Source organism: Rhizobium sp. AB2/73 (genome assembly GCF_020871915.1).
Classification (GTDB): domain Bacteria; phylum Pseudomonadota; class Alphaproteobacteria; order Rhizobiales; family Rhizobiaceae; genus Rhizobium; species Rhizobium dioscoreae.
Genome location: NZ_CP067071.1, coordinates 2,186,025 through 2,202,549 on the forward strand (window position 1 = coordinate 2,186,025; position 16,525 = coordinate 2,202,549).

Here is a 16,525-nt window from a genome sequence, read left to right on the forward strand (position 1 = left end):
CTCCCGGAAACGTTGCAACCTCCGAGTGGCGAAGGCTGGCGGCGGAGATTTCTGCCGCCAGCTTTTGGCTTTCGATTAAAGCTTATTCATCGCAAAACGCCCCCGCCAGCCTTCCGGCAAGCGAGGGCGCTCAATTCAATCGGAAAAACCCGCTAGATCAGATTTCCGCCTGCGAGGTCACGATACGCGAGACCAGACCATAAGCCTTGGCTTCCTCGGCGGAGAGCCAGTAATCACGGTCAGTATCCTTGGCGATGCGCTCGACCGGCTGGCCGGTGGCTTCCGAAAAGATCTTGTTCAGGCGTTCGTTCATCTTGATGATTTCGCGTGCCTGGATCTCGATGTCGGAGGCCATGCCGCGCGTGCCGCCCGACGGTTGGTGCAGCAGGAAGCGCGTGTTGGGCAGGCAGATACGGCGCTCCTTGGGAGCGGAGACGTAAATCAGCGCTCCGGCGGAGGCAACCCAGCCTGTGCCGATCATCCAGACCTTCGGCTTGATGAACTTGATCATGTCGTGGATGGAATCGCCTGACTCGACGTGACCGCCGGGCGAATTCACATAGATGCGGATATCATCGTCGCTGGCGGCGGAAAGCGCCACGAGTTGGGAGCAGACCTTCTGCGCCAGTTCCTGCGTGATGCCGCCATAGATGAAGATCGAACGCGACTTGAAAAGATTCGCCTCCGCGTCCTTGCCCAAGGGCTGCTCGGTCTTCTTGTCTTCCTGTTCGTCTTCGTCGTTCATTCAACTCTCCAGCATGATGCGTCGTTCACCGCACATAGTGCGACTCAATGCGTAAAACAATGCCGGAAAAAGACAAGGCGGGAATAGCGACTGACAACATGGGGTTATGGTTGCGGATTACCGAAATGTAACTTGAATGGCTTTGAAAAGCCGAGATTTGATCCTACGTCAGGCCAGCGCGGTTAGAGATCGCGCCCCGAATTTGCAGCACGGATAGCCAAGGAGGCCATCATGTCGCCAGAAGAACGTCAATTGCTTGCCTCTCTCTTCGATCGCGTGCGCGGTGCGGCCAGCACGCAGCGCGACGCCGACGCGGAGGCCTTCATCAACCAGGCAGTCCGCGACCAGCCCTATGCGCCCTATTTCCTGGCGCAGGCCGTCATCATGCAGGAACAGGGCATGAAGGCTGCAGCTGACCGCATTCAGCAGCTCGAAGCCCGTGTGCACGAGCTCGAGCAGCAGGGCGCCGACAATCACCCGCAGGGCCAGAGCGGCGGTTTCCTCGGCGGGATCGGCTCGCTCTTCGGCGGCGGCCAGCAGCAGCGTGTGCCGGCGCCGCAGGCGACCAGCCCGCAGCAGCAGGGCCGCCTCTATGACGACTATGCCCGCAATGCGCCTCAGTCCGGCCCTTGGGCCGGCCAGCCGCAACCCCAGCCGTCAGGCCCCTGGAGCCAACAGGCGGCAGCGCCTTCGGCCGGCGGCAGTTTTCTGCGCGGCGCCCTCGGCACGGCCGCTGGCGTTGCCGGTGGCGTGATGCTGGCGGAATCGCTCTCCAGCCTCTTCAGCCCGCATCTGGGCGGAACCGGCGGCGGCCTCTTCGGCGGCAATGCCGGCAGTGGCCTCTTCGGAGGCACGGCGGCCAACGCGGCCGAACAGCCGGTACAGGAAACGATCATCAACAACAACTATTTCGGCAACGACGACAATAGCGATCAAAATGACCAGCGCGCGGCCGATTATGCCCAGGACGCTGCCCAAGACGCTCAGGACGATGATTATGACGACTCGTCCTATGACGATGGCGACGACAACTCATTCGCCTGAGCCGCAGCCGCATTGAATCGAACAGATAAGCCGCCATCCCCGGATGGCGGCTTATCTTCATTCAGCCTCGGCCGCGATAGGGCTGCACGCCCTGATCCGGCAGCCAAACACCTTCCGGCGGCTTGCCGGTCTGCCAGAAGACGTCGATCGGAATGCCGCCGCGCGGATACCAATAAGCGCCGATTCGCAGCCACTTCGGCTGCAGCAGGTCCACCAGGCGCTTGGCGATATAGATCGAGCAATCCTCGTGGAATGCGCCATGATTGCGAAAGGAATGCAGGAAGAGCTTCAGCGACTTCGATTCCACCAGCCATTCATTGGGAATGTAGTCGATGACGATATGGGCGAAATCCGGCTGTCCCGTCATCGGGCACAGCGAGGTGAATTCGGGCGCGGTGAAGCGCACGACGTAATCGGTGCCGGCATGGCCGGATGGCACCTTCTCCAGAACGGCCTCTTCCGGATTGCCGGCGGTTTCCGTCTGGTTGCCGAGCATCGACAGGCCGGACACATCGGTCTTTGGCATCTCAGGTCTCCTTGATCACTTTGACGCGGATACCATGGGCTTTTTCGCCCTCCGGCTCCACATGAATGGTTATTTCGGCGCCCGCATGGATCGCCCGTATGGCATCTTCAAGGCGGTCGCAGATTCGATGTGCCTCCCGCACCGGCATGGCGGCGGGTACGACCATATGGAAATCGACGAAGGTCACGGCCCCTGCCCTGCGCGTCTTCAGATCATGCACGCCGAGCGAACCCTCGGCATTCCTGGCGATCGCATCCTTGATGATATTCTCCTCTTCCGGCAGAACGGCCTTATCCATAAGCCCGTCGATCGAAGTGGAGATGACCTTCCAGCCCTGGTAGAGAATGTTGATGGCAACGAGAATGGCAAGCACGGGGTCGAAGATCGGATGGCCGGTGCCAAGCGCCAGCAACAGCCCGATAAGGACGCCGATCGAGGTATAGACATCCGACATGATATGCTGGCCATCCGCCATCAATGCCGGCGAGCGATATGTCCGGCCGGCCCGGATCAGCGTCAGAGCCCAGATACCGTTGATGACGCCGGCGACAAAGTTGATCGCGAGACCGAGCACCGGCGCCTGCATGGGCTGCGGATCGGCGAGATGGCCGATCGCCTCCTGCACGATCATCAGCGCTGCAACGACGATCATCACGCCTTCGGTAACGGCGGAAAGATATTCCGCCTTGTGATGACCGAAGGGATGATCGTGATCGGCCGGCTTCTGCGCGTAACGGATGACGAAGAAAGCGATGAAGGCAGCAACGACATTGACGAGCGATTCCAGCCCGTCGGACAGAAGCGCCACGGAGCCCGTCAGCCACCAGGCCAGCATCTTCAGCCCCATGACGCCGAGCGAGAGCGGAATGCCCCAAAGGGCGAGCCGCCTGATCGTATCGTTTCCTTGACCGTTCATGCCTGTCTCCAAATATCCCCCACGCCTGCTTATGCGAATGAATTGCAAAAAAGGCGCCGTTGAAATGCAAAACCGCCCGCGCGAATTTTCGCGCAGGCGGTTCCTTAACGGCTCATATGGATCACGATGCCAAGTTTGTCAAAGGCGATGTTTCGCTCTCACATCAAAAATGGCCGTTGCTGAACAGAACGAGCAAAACGTGACTGGATCGCCCATTCAGTTTCAGTCAGCGCCGTCCGGCCACTGAGGCACACCATGATAGAAACACCATTTTTTAAAACTTAGTTGGGCATGTCGACTGTTTATAGGTCGATCATCGCTCTTAGCACCAAATTATCGCCGTGTATTCGCCATCCAGTGGCGGGATTGTCGCTCGCCTGTGGAAAATCGTGCTGGTAGTTTGGCTTGCCATCCAGCACTAAGCTGTGCTTCAGCCTGATGTGCAAGGGTCGGCGATACCGGCCGACGCGCCGCCGCCTCCTAATGAAAATTATGGTTGAACATGCCCGCTCCTGAAAAGACTGCCGATGCTACACCTTCCATCGCCGACGCCCGCGCGGATGTGTCGGATCATCTGGTCGCAGCCGGCGCATTTTCGGAGCTGGAACGCAGCGCCGTCTATCGCGCCATCGAGACCCGGCGCGACGTGCGCGACCAGTTCCGGCCCGATCCTCTCCCCGACGATCTCATCAGGCGCTTGCTCGAGGCGGCCCATTCGGCACCGTCGGTCGGATTCATGCAGCCATGGAACTTCATCCTGATCCGTCAGCCAGAAACACGCGAGCGCGTGTGGCAGGCCTTCCATCAGGCCAATGAGGAAGCCTGCGCGATGTTCGAGGGTGATCGCCGCACGCAGTACCAGCGGCTGAAACTGGAAGGCATCCGCAAGGCGCCGCTCAGCATCTGCATCACCTGCGACACAAAGCGTGGCGGACCGGTCGTGCTCGGCCGCACGCACAATCCGGATACCGATGTCTACTCGACCGTCTGCGCCGTGCAGAACCTCTGGCTTGCGGCAAGGGCCGAAGGCGTCGGCATCGGCTGGGTCAGCATCTTCCACGAGGATGCCATCAAGGCGATCCTTGGCATACCCGAGCATGTGAAGATCGTCGCCTGGCTCTGCGTCGGCTATGTCGACGAGCTCTACGACATGCCGGAGCTCGCCGTGAAGGGATGGCGCGAGCGACTGCCGCTCGACAAGCTCGTTTTCGAGGAAGCCTGGCAGGATTGTGAGGATATGTGAGGAGCTCATCTATGCGGCAGAACTCGACAGATCAGGACATAGCCTATCTTGCCGCAAAGCGTTCATCGTCATTGTGCAGGCGCAAGGACAGCCACAGCATCCACGGTAACGACGTCCACAGGCCGGAAGTCAATCCCGCCTGCCTCAACGCAGCTGCCGTCCAGGTATTGCAGCCCATCAGCGCGTTGAAGTAACCCCGCGCTTCGAAGAACGCGTCGTTCGGCCCGTAGTTGCTGCCAGGCAGGGATATCGGACCGCTGTCGAAGCGATCAAAGCTGGCGAGAACGAATTGCTTGAGCCGCTCAAGACCTTCGGTATCGATGTCGATAACCGTCACCGCAGGCGCGTCCAGCGGAATATCGCCCGCGAGCTCCGCATGAATGACGGAACGATCGAGCGCAAAGCTCTTCAAGACGGGACCCGCCTTCAAATCGGCCCATGTCCGCGTTTCCGTATAGAAGCTGCGACCGCCCCAGCCGAAAATGAGATAGCGCAGGTTGGGATTGTCGAGATCGAGCCCGGCCGTCCGCAGGAAGGCGAAACGCGTGAGGAGATCGCCATCGACGGGAATGGCAATATCCGTATGGATGGGATTGCTGAGCACGAGGATTTGTTGTGAACGCTCGCTGCGCGCAGCCTGTGCCTCCTGCCACAGCGGACGTGGCACGACGATGCCGAGGCCGACGAGGAGCACGACGGCAAGGACGGCGTAGAAAACGCCCTTGAATATTCTTGGGATCACCGACTGAAAGCCCCCACCACAAATCAATCTCTTCAGCGGTTTGTCGGCCCTTTCAAGGCATAAAAATAGCCCCATGCACTTTTTCCGAGTGCATGGGGCTATCAAACTTGCAGAACTAAAAACTCTCGCCTCAGGCCGCCTTCGTCTTCACCCGCCGTGCGAGATGCGCCACGACATTCTCGATCATCCGCATGCCGGCATCGCCGCCGAGCGTCATAATCGATTCCGGGTGGAACTGCACGGCCGCGATTGGCTCCTTCACATGCTCGATGCCCATGATCGTGCCATCTTCGCTCTCGGCCGTGATCGTGAAGTCCCGCGGCAGGCTCGACGGATCGGCAAAGATCGAGTGGTAGCGGCCAACGGTCACTTCGCGACCGAGACCGGAAAAGACGAGGCCGGGCTCCAGCACGCGGATGCGCGACGGCTTGCCATGCATCGGGATCGCCAGGTGGCGCAGCTCGCCGCCATAGGCTTCGGCCAGCGCCTGCAGACCCAGGCAGACGCCGAAGATCGGCAGATTGCGCGCCCTCGCCTTCTTGATCGTCGCCTTGCAATCGAAATCCTTCGGATTGCCGGGACCCGGCGACAACACGACGAGATCCGGATCGAGCCGGTCGAAGACCTCTTCCGGCACCGGCGTACGCACGGTGGACACCGTCGCGCCCGTCTGGCGGAAGTAATTGGCAAGCGTGTGGACGAAGCTGTCCTCGTGGTCGACGAGCAGGATCTTCACGCCCTTGCCCACGGAGGCGACGTCGCGTTGCTGTTTGCCGGAATTGCCGGTCTTGGCATCACGGATGGCAGAAAGCATGGCGGAGGCCTTCAGTTCGGTTTCGGCTTCTTCTTCCTCGGGGATCGAGTCATTCAGCAGCGTCGCGCCGGCGCGCACCTCGGCAATGCCGTCCTTGATACGGACGGTCCGCAGCGTCAGGCCGGTGTTCATGTCGCCATTGAAGCCGACCATGCCGATCGCGCCGCCATACCAGGCACGCGGGCTCTTCTCATGATTCTCGATGAAGCGCATGGCCCAGAGCTTCGGCGCGCCGGTGACGGTGACGGCCCAGGCATGACTCAGGAAGCCGTCGAAAGCGTCCATGTCGTCGCGCAGGCGTCCCTCGATATGGTCGACCGTGTGGATCAGGCGCGAATACATCTCGATCTGCCGGCGGCCGATGACCTTGACAGAACCCGGCTCGCAAACGCGGCTCTTGTCGTTGCGGTCGACGTCGGAGCACATGGTGAGTTCCGACTCGTCTTTCTTGGAATTCAGAAGCTTCAGGATCTGCTCGCTGTCGGCGATCGGATCGTCGCCGCGCTTGATCGTGCCCGAAATCGGGCAGGTCTCAATGCGGCGGCCCGATACGCGCACGAACATTTCGGGCGAAGCGCCGACGAGATATTCCTGATTGCCGAGATTGATGAAGAAGGAATAGGGCGACGGATTGATCGCCTTCAGACGCTTGGAAATATCGGACGGCTTGCTCTCGCAGCGCTCCATGAACTTCTGGCCGGGTACGACTTCGAAAAGATCGCCCTTGCGGAAGCTCTCCTTTGCCTTGACCACCAGCTCCGCATATTCGCCGGGGCGATGATCGCTCTTCGGCGGGATCGCATCGGTGTGACGGAACGGCTCGGGCGCGATCTCTCCGGACTTGCCTTCCGTCGATACGCCGCCCTTGGCAAAGTCGTAGCGATCGATCCAGGCCTTGGCGGAATAGTTATCCACCACCAGGATTTCGTCCGGCAGGTAGAGCACCATGTCGCGCTGGTCGTCCGGGCGCTTGAGCTTCAGATCGATCGCGTCGAACTGGAACGCCAGATCGTAGCCGAAGGCGCCATAAAAGCCGATGCTGGCATCGGCCTGGGAATAGAATAGATCGGTCACGGCGCGCAGCACGGTGAAGACCGTCGGCATCTTCGAGCGCTCCTCCTCGGTAAAGACACGATCCGGCGTCTTTACCGTGAGATCGAGCCGGCGCGGCGTCGAGGCGCCGAGTACCACTTCGGAAACCGTCTTCAGCTTCTCCGCGATAAAGCCGAGAATCACTTCGCCGCGCTCGTTATAGGCTTCGATCCAGACATCGCGCCCGTTGCAGGACAGGCCGAGCGGCGGGTCGACGATGGCGGTATCCCAACGCGTATAACGGCCGGGATATTCGTAGTTGGAGGAGAAGACGGCGCCGCGGCGCTCATCAAGCTTGTCGATATAGGATGAAACCGCATCCGCATAGGGCGTCGGCCGGCGCTGCCGAGTGACGGTGATACCGCCCTTCGTCTCGTAAATTTCCGCACCATCATCCCGAAGGATCGTTACCATTGTTCCTCACTCCGTTGTCGGGCCCGGATGACAGGCGGCCAATATAACAAAAAAGCCGCCTCGAAATCTCGGGCGGCTCACTCGTCGTCTTTGAACACGATTGGTCGAGGCCGCCTCAGCGTGCCCACCACCAAACCGCAATGTTGTTCAAGGACGTGTTCATGGCGGAAATTGTTAGCGTGAGATGAGGGGATACGCAAGCCGCAATCTTGGGGAATGGGCAGAAACGATTTTTCGTCTCCGCCCATCCTTCTCTTACCCCTGCCCTCTCGCCGCTTCGAAGAACTCCTCCGGCCCATCCACTTCGATCAATCGCTTCCGGTCGATCAGCCAGAAGCGATTGCCGATCGATCGCACGAAACTGCGATCGTGCGAGACGAGAAGGCAGCTCGCCTCATTTGCCGTCAGTTCGCCCTCCAGCGCCTCCTGGCCGTCGATATCCAGATGGTTTGTCGGCTCGTCCAGCAGGTAGAAGTTTGGATTGGTCAGCCGCAGCGCCAGCATGGCGAGCCGCGCCTTCTGCCCGCCAGACAGACGGCCGATCTCCTTCCCCTGCATGTCGATACCGATGCCGACACCGACCAGTAGAGTGCGGGCGCGTTGTTCGCCGAGCTCGAACAAGCGCGTGATCATGCCAAGCGGCGTGTCCTTTTCACCGAGATGGGAGAGCGCCTGATCGCTATAACCCAGCACCAGCGAAGGCGTCGGCTTGATTGGGCCGCCGGCAGACGGATCGGCGATCGCCCTACGGATCATCTCCACGAACCGCGTCTTGCCGGCACCATTCTGCCCGAGCAACACAATGCGGTCGCCCTGACAAATCCACTGCTGACCGGTCTTGAATAACAACGTATCATCAGGCGTCGTCACCGAGGCATCCTCCAGAGTCAGAAGCACCTTGGCCTGGATGCCACGATTGGCGAGCTTGATCGAGCCGGAGGAACGCTCACGGTACCCCGGTCTGGCGCTGTCCTCCAGCTTCTCGGCCCGCGTCTTCAATTGCTTCGTCTTCACCGTCAGGAGATCGCTGCCGGAATTAACGCCCAGATTGTAGAGCTTGGCTGCCTGTTTGCGCAGCTGCTGCGCCGTCTTCATTTCCTTCTGGTAACGCCGCTCGTCCGAGGCATCGACTTCGTCCAGCGCCGCACGCGCCCTGCTATACGGCAGCGCATAGGTTTGCGACTGGTCCTGGCGCAGGAATAGGGTGCGATTGCAGATGGCATCGAGGAAGGCTCGGTCGTGGCTGGCGATGATAACGGGCACATCGCGCGGCAAAGCGTTCAACCAATCCTCCAGCAGCGCGATCTTCGCGAGATCGAGATGATTGGTCGGCTCGTCCAGCAGCAGCACATCGGGCTCGGTCACCCAGACGCGGGCAAGCATGGCAAGCCGCTGCCAGCCGCCGCTGAGCTGCGCCAACGTCCTCTCCCGCATCGCATCAGATACATCAAGCGAATCGAGAGTGACGTCGACACGCCAGCTCTCGCTCGCGACTTGCTCCTGGGGCAAAGCGCGCATAACGGCTTCATAGAAGGAGACATCCAGCAGGTTCGCCGGCACGTTCTGTTCGACATAGCCGACGCGCAAGCCCCGGGCGCGGGTGATCTCACCCGTGGTCGGCTCTTGCCTGCCCGTGATGCAGCTGAGCAGCGTGGTCTTCCCGCGTCCATTCGCGGCGACGATGCCGACGCGATCGCCGGCATCGACGGTGAAGTTAAGATTGGAAAACAGCGGCGCACTCATGGTGACGCCCAGATTGCGGAGATTGATCAGAGTCATGGTCTTTTCCGGTCTCGATCGAGCATCTCAAGACATCGCCGGCGGCTCCTTTTGCCGCGTTATGCCGATGCCGAAGGCCCAAGCAGGCCAATGCCCGAAAACATGTCATGACGCGGCCGCGCGGATGCGCGAGCTCACGTCGCCCAAAGGGCAGACCAGAAGGATTGAGTGAGAAACAGCCTCTGATCAGCCCTGCAAACGCATCTGCAGGGCACGAGTCGGACCGAACTGGCGAATATGCCAGACTATCTTGGTCATACGGTCCTCCTCTCTTCTTTTCTCGACGGTTAAAGACTGCGTTGTTCGAATAGCATCGAACGCTACCATTTACAATTGCGCAGATCGCCCGATGCCACGCGGGAGAGCAAAAAGAGGCGATGCCGAAGCATCGCCCAAGTTTGCTGCATCGATATAACGGCTTAGAACCGTTGCGTCAGCGTCAGCTTGAAGGCCCGGCCGGGTTCGGAATAATAGGAAGCAGGCTGGGTCAGCGTCCCGCTGTAGGACGGTGCGTTGAGAGCGTCGTAGTAGGTCTTGTTGAAGATGTTGTAGACGCCGCCGCGAATGCTAAGGCCCTTCACCTGCTCCGGTTCCCACCAGGCTGTGAGATCGAAGATACCGTAGGCAGGGGTTTGCAGCGTATCGCCTGTCTTCTTCGCCTCGCGCGCCGCGGTGATGAAAGTCAGGTCCGTTCCCCAGACTTCGGTCGCATAGCCGACGGTAAAGGCCGCCTTGGCCGGAGCGACGGAGTTGATCCACTGGCCGGTATCGGAATCCTTACCATTGACATAGGCAAGCGAGCCCTTGACGTGGATGCCATTGTCGAACGACTTGTGCGCGTTGACCTCGATACCGAACATGCGGACATTGGCGCGGTTGAAGTATTCAGTGATCCCGAGCGGATAGGTGCCTGTGGGATCGCGATAATTCAGCGTGTCGATGAAGTTCTTGTACTTGTTATAGAAGGCGCCGATATGGCCGCCGAAATCGTCATCGCCGAGGTTGGTGCCGATTTCGATGCCGTTGCTGGTTTCGGGCTTCAGGTCGGGATTGCCGTAGGTGACATAACCACCGGGCACGCCGTAGTTGACGTAGAGTTCGCTGACACTGGGCGCACGGAAGGCCATCGCCCACTGTGCATAAAGTTCGACATTGTCCTGCGGCTGATAGGAGGCGCGCAGCTTCGGCGAGAAGCGGCTGTCGGATTGCCCGGAGGGCAGGCCATTATAGTTGGCGCTGTCGCGATAGGCGGCCGTGTTCTTCGGCGAATAATCATACCAGTCGAAGCGAAGACCCGGTGTCAAATAGAAATTGCTGGAGCCCAATTCGATCTTGTCGTCGATGAAGACGCCGACGCGCTTGCCATCGACATCGGGCATATCGGACTGGTTGGTGTGCAGGAAGGCGCATGAGGCGCGCCAGCGAGGAAGTGCGCAGCTATCCTTGCCGGCCGAGTACTGGTGAACCTTGTCGAAAGCGACATCGAGACCGAAAGTGACCTGATGATGCAGGCTGCCGGTATCGAAAGACTTCGATGCATTGCCGGCGAAGCCGATGCTGCGATCTTCCATTTCATTGCGGCGCCAATAGTCGCCGATAACGGATGTATAGCGATAGCCTTCCACACCGCCTTCACGCAGAAGATTCTGCCAATAGAAAACGGCATTGGCGGTATCAAGCAGCGAATCGGCACTCTCGGCCTCATATTTGTAATCGAGCGACACGCGATTGCGCTCGACATTGTCTGTCCCATTGTAATTGCCAGGCCGGAAGTTTCCGGTCGGGCTCTGCAGGGTCATCAGATCGGTGGTTTTATCCTTGTTGTAGTGCTCGGCCGTGATGCCGAAGGTACCGACGTCGGTATATTGACGGATTTTGAACAGGCCGCTTCTCTGATTGTAGTCAGCCGGGTTGGCCTCTGTACGCTTGGTCGAATAGCCGCCGATATCGCCATTGTTCTCAAGCTCGTGACCGTGGGTGTAGCCACCCTGAAAGAGAACGGCGGTATTGTCGATGCGCTTGGCAACAGCGGCCGAACCGCCAATGCTCCGGTCGTCGCCATTATAGCCGAACTTGAAGACGCCGCCCCAGGTAGAGCCGGGCGCAATCAGATCTTCCGGCTCCAGAGTGCGAAGCACGAAGGCACCACCGAGAGCGCCCGAGCCGGCACGGCTTGAATCTGCACCGCGCACGATATCGACGCTGGAAAGCGCATTGAAATCGAAGCTGTTGACGCCACCATTGCCACCATTATTGGCGCCGCTAGCGTTGCCGCGCGAAGCATCGAGAAGGAAAGGAATTTGGATACCGTCGACGGTGGTCAACACACGGTCGTCGCCAAGGCCGCGAATATTGACGCCGCCGGTAGCGCGGTTGAAGCCGACGCCGACTTCCGTGCTGCGGCCGAGATCCTCGATGCGCGTGATCTGCTTGTTGTCGATGTCCTTGGCCGTCGTCTCGCTTGCGGTCGGAGAGTCGGCAAGTACATCCTTGTTTGTCTTTCCCTTTCCAATCACCACGATCGGTTTCAGATTGGTAACACGATCGCCCTTGGCGGCGGCCTCGACCGTCGCCTCTTCATTTTCGGCTGTTTGCGCAAAAGACGTCGTCGCCAGCCCGAGAGCGAGAAACGCGGTGCATGCCAAGAGGGCCGAGCGTGAGCGCCGGACGACCATAACCATTCCTTTCGAATTGCTTCACCGGGCTGGCTGGTTGCTGCGTCGAAAGCAGGCAAGGGGCTGGCTAGGTTATCTTGTTAACGGGCGGAAATATTCCGCCCTCTTTCTGCCGCATAAAAAACATGAGTATTATTGTCAATATATTCGGCGCATTTAATCATGAATAAAATTGTCACCTTTTAAGACAAGAGGCGAACGTTGCTGAATTGCAACGAAATGACAGCCTCGTGCGTTCTATCGGCACCATCATTAGAATTGGCTGAATTACTTGATGCTGTTTAGAATTCTTTCATTAGTCTCCGCCGCCGTCCTTTTCATGGCCCCTTCTCTCCCGCAGACCGGCCCGATACCCGAGCAAAAACCGGATCAGGAACAAGTGCAGCCGGACGGCAAAGCGCCGATCCCGGCAGAAAAACCCTCTGCATCACCGGACAGCCCTGTCGTTCCGGCGGAAAAGCCGACGGCTCAACCGGAAGAAAAGCCGGCGCCACTGCCGGAGGAACAGACAAACGGCCAACAGATGCAAGGCCCTCCCCGTCCGCCCCTGACCATCGCTTCCGAACCGGATGATCAGCATCAGGCCTGCCTGAAGGCGCTGACCGCCATTGGAGCGACTTTCAAAGAGATCGCCCGCATCGACGATGGCAATGGCTGCGGCATCGACAAGCCGATCGCGCTTAGCTCTCCACTGCCGGGCATCGAGTTCAAACCCGAAGGGACGATGCGCTGCGAAGCCGCTCTCGCCTTGGCTCAATGGATGAGGGAAAGCGTCATTCCATCAGCGGCGGCATTGGACAATGGCAAGATCGTCGCCATCAATCAGGCGTCGACCTATGTCTGCCGGCTGCGCAACAATGCTTCCACCGGCAAGATCTCCGAACATGCCCGCGGCAACGCCATCGATGTCGCGAGCTTCATCTTCGAAAACGGCAAGACTATCGCGATTGAGCCGCGCCGCGAAGATCCGACGCTAACAGGCGCATTCCAGCGTGCAGCCAGTGCGTCTGCCTGCCTTTATTTCACGACCGTTCTAGACCCGGAAAGCGATGCTGCTCACGAGACACATTTTCATCTCGACGTCATCGAAAGGAACGGCGGCTTTCGTTACTGCCACTAGAAAGGCGTCGCGGGCCTGGTCCCGCGGTGATCTTTGAACCTCGTCAAACCCCGAGGCCTGCATTCGAGAACCATAGGTCTCTATAGATCGCCACCGCCGTTTCATCCGGCGCTCGCTCCTGGGTGAGCCAAACCGACTGAATGGAGCGAGCCTCGCCGCCATTCGGAATTTTCGCCGATTGCATGGGATCGGAAGCCCCGATGCAGGGGATGAAGTAGGCTTGCATCAAGGCCCGAGCGCTGAACCCCTGCTCCCGGCGTGTGATCACCACGGCAAGCCCGACCTTTTCGTTCGCCTGCCACGGCATGATGATGCGGCCGCCAGGGCGCAGCGCCTGCAACCACGATGTCGGCGGCGCCACGACACCGGCATTCACGTAGATCAGATCGGCCTCCGGCAGCTCCAGTTTCGTCGCATCGGCGCAGGTAACGGAAACATTGGCAAACGAAATGAGATTGTTACGCGTGCGCTCGGCCAAGGCCTCGTCAATCTCGACGGCATGAACGTGGCCACCCGGCGTGACAAGCGTCGACAAAATGGCCGTGTAATATCCGGTCCCCGTACCGATGTGAATGACCGTCTCGCCAGGCTGCGGCGCCACGGCGCCGAGGAAAGCGGCATGAAGAAACGGCTCTCCATTGTTGATGCCCTTGGATTTGTCCAGGGCGACGAGCACATTCTGGTAGAGGAACGTGGGATCGGCGTTTGGTGTTTCCAGGTAGCGGCGGCCGGCCCTGATCTGCCATGGCCCCGGCCCCATGAATGCCTCGCGCCTGACGAGACGAAAGGCCTGCTCCAGCCTTTCGTCGGAAGAATTACTGGCCCCGGCCATCATCTTCGCATGGAAATCCCGTATCTCATCCAAACTTGCGCGGCTATCAGCAGTCACAATCCGTCTCCATCTTGGCGATGCTTGGACCGTGCCGATTTATTTCGGATTTCGCCAGGGTCAATGCGTTAGATATCGTAGCCGGATCGCATGGCAACAGCTACCGGTGCCGCCGGCGAACCGGCGCCTCGCGACTGACAAGTTGAATCGGATTCTGAACTTAAAACAGTCCTTCGATGTAGCCCTGATCATTGAGGAAAATCCTCTCGGCTGCCGGCGATTTCGGCAGTCCGGGCATGGTCATGATCTCGCCGGTGATGACGACGACGAAGCCGGCCCCGGCTGAAAGGCGCACCTCGCGAACGGGTACGATATGGCCTTCGGGTGCTCCCCGAACATTCGGATCGGTCGAGAAGGAATATTGCGTCTTCGCCATGCAGACCGGCAGATGCCCGTAACCCTGATCCTCCCAGGACCTGAGCTGATCTCGCACGGCCTTGTCGGCCGTCACCTCACCGGCATGGTAGATCTTCGAGGCCACGATCTCGATCTTCTCCAGCAAAGGAAGATGATCGGGATAGAGCGGCTGGAATTTCGCCTGGCCGGATTCGGCAAGCTCGACCACCTTATGCGCGAGATCGGTTATGCCGGCCGAGCCCTCCGCCCAGTGCCGGCAAAGGATGGCCTCGGCGCCGAGACGGGCGACATAATTCTTCAGCGCCTCTATTTCGGCTTCCGTGTCCGAAACGAAATGATTGATTGCGACGACGACAGGCACGCCGAACTTGCGGACATTGGCGACATGCCGGCCGAGATTGGCACACCCCTTCACCAGAGCTTCCACGTTCTCCCTGCCGAGATCGTCCTTCTTGACGCCGCCATTCATCTTCAAGGCCCGCACGGTCGCGACGATGACGGCGGCATCCGGCGAGAGCCCGGACTTGCGGCATTTGATATCGAAGAATTTCTCGGCACCCAGATCGGCGCCGAAGCCGGCTTCCGTCACGACGTAATCGGCAAGCTTCAGTGCCGTGCGCGTCGCGATCACCGAATTGCAGCCGTGGGCGATATTGGCGAAGGGGCCGCCATGCACCAGTGCCGGATTGTTCTCCAGTGTCTGCACGAGGTTCGGCTGCATGGCGTCCTTCAGGAGCACGGCCATGGCGCCGTCAGCCTTCAGGTCGCGGGCATAAACGGGCGTACGGTCGCGGCGATAGCCGATGATGATATTCCCCAGCCGCTTTTCCAGATCCTTGAGATCGGATGCCAGACAGAGGATGGCCATCACCTCGGAGGCGACGGTGATATCGAAGCCACCTTCGCGCGGAAAGCCGTTCGCAACGCCGCCGAGCGAGGAGACGATATCGCGCAATGCGCGGTCGTTCATGTCCATTGCTCGCCGCCAGGTGATGCGCCTGATATCGATATTCTGCTCGTTGCCCCAGTAGATGTGATTGTCGATCAGCGCGGCAAGCAGATTATGGGCCGACGTGATCGCATGGAAATCGCCGGTGAAATGAAGGTTGATGTCTTCCATCGGGATGACCTGCGCGTAACCGCCGCCGGCCGCCCCGCCCTTTACGCCGAAGCATGGGCCGAGCGACGCCTCGCGTACGCAGACCACCGCCTTCTTGCCGATGCGGTTCAGGCCGTCGCCGAGGCCAACCGTCGTGGTGGTCTTGCCCTCACCCGCGGGCGTCGGGTTGATCGCCGTGACGAGGATCAGTTTGCCGTCCTTCTTGCCGGCCTGTGCTGCAATGAATGTGGCACCGATCTTTGCCTTGTCATAACCGTAAGGTGCGAGATCTTTCGCCGGAATGCCGAGCTTGGCGCCGATCTCCATAATCGGCAGCTTCTTCGCCGCGCGCGCAATCTCTATATCGGATGCCACGGTCGTCGCCATAAGTCTCGCCCCCCAAACATACGGTCATTTCCCTGTCGGGATAAACCAATATGTATCGGGTGTGAATAGTGGCGAAGCACTCTGTTAGTCGAAACGTACCGCCTTGTCTCACGAGGCTGGCATGCCTATTTTCGGCGTCCAATTCAAACCGAGAAAGAAGGAAAAGATATGAAGTCCCTGGAATTGCTGGTCGAGCGCATTATCCTCTCCAGTCGCTGGCTCCTGGTGATCTTCTATCTCGGTCTCGCCGCCTCGCTCGCCGTCTATGCCGTTTCGTTCGCCTATAAGTTCTACAAGGTGGCGATCAATGTCTTAGTCTATGACGAAGCCGACATGATCCTCGCCATACTCGGCCTCATCGACGCTGCCCTGGTGGCGAGCCTCATCGTCATGGTAATGATTTCCGGCTATGAAAATTTCGTCAGCCGCTTCGACGAGGCGGAGGGCGAGGTTTCTTTCCTCGGCAAGCTCGATTCAGGCAGCCTCAAGATCAAGGTTGCATCGTCGATAGTCGCCATTTCCTCGATCCATCTGCTGCAGATCTTCCTGAACGCCACGCAATACGACAACGCCAAGCTGATGTGGTTCACCATCATCCATCTGGCCTTCGTCGTCTCGGCACTATTGCTGGGCTTCCTGGAGAAGATCATGGCAAAAGCCAAAGCCAAGGATAGCTGAGGCCG

General features: G+C 59.4%; 13 protein-coding genes. 4 read left to right on the forward strand and 9 right to left on the reverse strand.

What is annotated here, in order from left to right:
* Positions 1–157 precede the first annotated feature (157 nt).
* Complete coding sequence (locus tag I8E17_RS10855; RefSeq protein WP_047632158.1) at positions 158–745, reverse strand: ATP-dependent Clp protease proteolytic subunit; 588 nt, start codon at positions 743–745, stop codon at positions 158–160.
* Positions 746–976: 231 nt separating this feature from the next.
* Here I8E17_RS10855 and I8E17_RS10860 point away from each other — a divergent pair, with 231 nt between their 5' ends.
* Positions 977–1,789 (forward strand): DUF2076 domain-containing protein, encoded by an 813-nt coding sequence (locus I8E17_RS10860; protein ID WP_069612698.1) that lies wholly within the window; start codon positions 977–979, stop codon positions 1,787–1,789.
* Between the two features lie 61 nt (positions 1,790–1,850).
* Here I8E17_RS10860 and queF read toward each other — a convergent pair whose 3' ends face one another.
* Together queF and I8E17_RS10870 are read right to left on the reverse strand one after the other, a co-directional pair.
* Positions 1,851–2,315: a preQ(1) synthase gene (gene queF, locus I8E17_RS10865; protein WP_069612699.1), complete on the reverse strand. Its 465-nt coding sequence runs from the start codon at positions 2,313–2,315 to the stop codon at positions 1,851–1,853.
* 1 nt (position 2,316) lies between these two features.
* Positions 2,317–3,231, reverse strand: a complete 915-nt coding sequence (locus I8E17_RS10870; RefSeq protein WP_069612700.1) for a cation diffusion facilitator family transporter — start codon at positions 3,229–3,231, stop codon at positions 2,317–2,319.
* 502 nt (positions 3,232–3,733) lie between these two features.
* Between I8E17_RS10870 and bluB the strand changes: the two genes are divergently transcribed.
* Positions 3,734–4,474, forward strand: a complete 741-nt coding sequence (bluB, locus tag I8E17_RS10875; protein ID WP_069612701.1) for a 5,6-dimethylbenzimidazole synthase — start codon at positions 3,734–3,736, stop codon at positions 4,472–4,474.
* 43 nt (positions 4,475–4,517) lie between these two features.
* Here bluB and I8E17_RS10880 read toward each other — a convergent pair whose 3' ends face one another.
* The 4 genes from I8E17_RS10880 to I8E17_RS10895 all read right to left on the reverse strand — a co-directional run bounded on the left by I8E17_RS10880 (position 4,518) and on the right by I8E17_RS10895 (position 11,990).
* Complete coding sequence (locus tag I8E17_RS10880) at positions 4,518–5,213, reverse strand: TIGR02117 family protein (RefSeq protein WP_069612859.1); 696 nt, start codon at positions 5,211–5,213, stop codon at positions 4,518–4,520.
* A gap of 133 nt (positions 5,214–5,346) precedes the next feature.
* A complete protein-coding gene (locus tag I8E17_RS10885; RefSeq protein WP_069612702.1) occupies positions 5,347–7,536 on the reverse strand; it encodes an anthranilate synthase in 2,190 nt (729 codons plus the stop codon).
* A 255-nt stretch (positions 7,537–7,791) separates the two neighbouring features.
* Positions 7,792–9,315: an ABC-F family ATP-binding cassette domain-containing protein gene (locus I8E17_RS10890; protein WP_069612703.1), complete on the reverse strand. Its 1,524-nt coding sequence runs from the start codon at positions 9,313–9,315 to the stop codon at positions 7,792–7,794.
* Positions 9,316–9,734: 419 nt separating this feature from the next.
* Positions 9,735–11,990 carry a TonB-dependent hemoglobin/transferrin/lactoferrin family receptor gene (locus tag I8E17_RS10895; RefSeq protein WP_069612704.1) on the reverse strand — a complete coding sequence of 752 codons (2,256 nt, stop codon included), beginning with the start codon at positions 11,988–11,990 and terminating at the stop codon, positions 9,735–9,737.
* A 319-nt stretch (positions 11,991–12,309) separates the two neighbouring features.
* On the opposite strand from I8E17_RS10895, the gene I8E17_RS10900 reads away from it, so the two are divergent.
* Positions 12,310–13,110: an extensin family protein gene (locus tag I8E17_RS10900; protein ID WP_083258175.1), complete on the forward strand. Its 801-nt coding sequence runs from the start codon at positions 12,310–12,312 to the stop codon at positions 13,108–13,110.
* Positions 13,111–13,153: 43 nt separating this feature from the next.
* On the opposite strand, the gene I8E17_RS10905 is transcribed toward I8E17_RS10900, so the two are convergent.
* Both I8E17_RS10905 and I8E17_RS10910 read right to left on the reverse strand, forming a co-directional pair.
* Complete coding sequence (locus I8E17_RS10905) at positions 13,154–13,999, reverse strand: protein-L-isoaspartate O-methyltransferase (protein ID WP_083258167.1); 846 nt, start codon at positions 13,997–13,999, stop codon at positions 13,154–13,156.
* Between the two features lie 160 nt (positions 14,000–14,159).
* Positions 14,160–15,842: a formate--tetrahydrofolate ligase gene (locus I8E17_RS10910; RefSeq protein ID WP_069612706.1), complete on the reverse strand. Its 1,683-nt coding sequence runs from the start codon at positions 15,840–15,842 to the stop codon at positions 14,160–14,162.
* Between the two features lie 168 nt (positions 15,843–16,010).
* Here I8E17_RS10910 and I8E17_RS10915 point away from each other — a divergent pair, with 168 nt between their 5' ends.
* Complete coding sequence (locus I8E17_RS10915; protein ID WP_083258168.1) at positions 16,011–16,520, forward strand: TIGR00645 family protein; 510 nt, start codon at positions 16,011–16,013, stop codon at positions 16,518–16,520.
* Positions 16,521–16,525: the final 5 nt, after the last annotated feature.

Excerpts from the sequence above, each read along its gene's own strand:
- I8E17_RS10855 (WP_047632158.1), bottom strand. The coding sequence starts at position 745 with ATGAACGACGAAGACGAACAGGAAGACAAGAAGACCGAGCAGCCCTTG.
- I8E17_RS10860 (WP_069612698.1), top strand. The coding sequence starts at position 977 with ATGTCGCCAGAAGAACGTCAATTGCTTGCCTCTCTCTTCGATCGCGTG.
- queF (WP_069612699.1), bottom strand. The coding sequence starts at position 2,315 with ATGCCAAAGACCGATGTGTCCGGCCTGTCGATGCTCGGCAACCAGACG.
- I8E17_RS10870 (WP_069612700.1), bottom strand. The coding sequence starts at position 3,231 with ATGAACGGTCAAGGAAACGATACGATCAGGCGGCTCGCCCTTTGGGGC.
- bluB (WP_069612701.1), top strand. The coding sequence starts at position 3,734 with ATGCCCGCTCCTGAAAAGACTGCCGATGCTACACCTTCCATCGCCGAC.
- I8E17_RS10885 (WP_069612702.1), bottom strand. The coding sequence starts at position 7,536 with ATGGTAACGATCCTTCGGGATGATGGTGCGGAAATTTACGAGACGAAG.
- I8E17_RS10890 (WP_069612703.1), bottom strand. The coding sequence starts at position 9,315 with ATGACTCTGATCAATCTCCGCAATCTGGGCGTCACCATGAGTGCGCCG.
- I8E17_RS10895 (WP_069612704.1), bottom strand. The coding sequence starts at position 11,990 with ATGGTCGTCCGGCGCTCACGCTCGGCCCTCTTGGCATGCACCGCGTTT.
- I8E17_RS10900 (WP_083258175.1), top strand. The coding sequence starts at position 12,310 with ATGGCCCCTTCTCTCCCGCAGACCGGCCCGATACCCGAGCAAAAACCG.
- I8E17_RS10910 (WP_069612706.1), bottom strand. The coding sequence starts at position 15,842 with ATGGCGACGACCGTGGCATCCGATATAGAGATTGCGCGCGCGGCGAAG.
- I8E17_RS10915 (WP_083258168.1), top strand. The coding sequence starts at position 16,011 with ATGAAGTCCCTGGAATTGCTGGTCGAGCGCATTATCCTCTCCAGTCGC.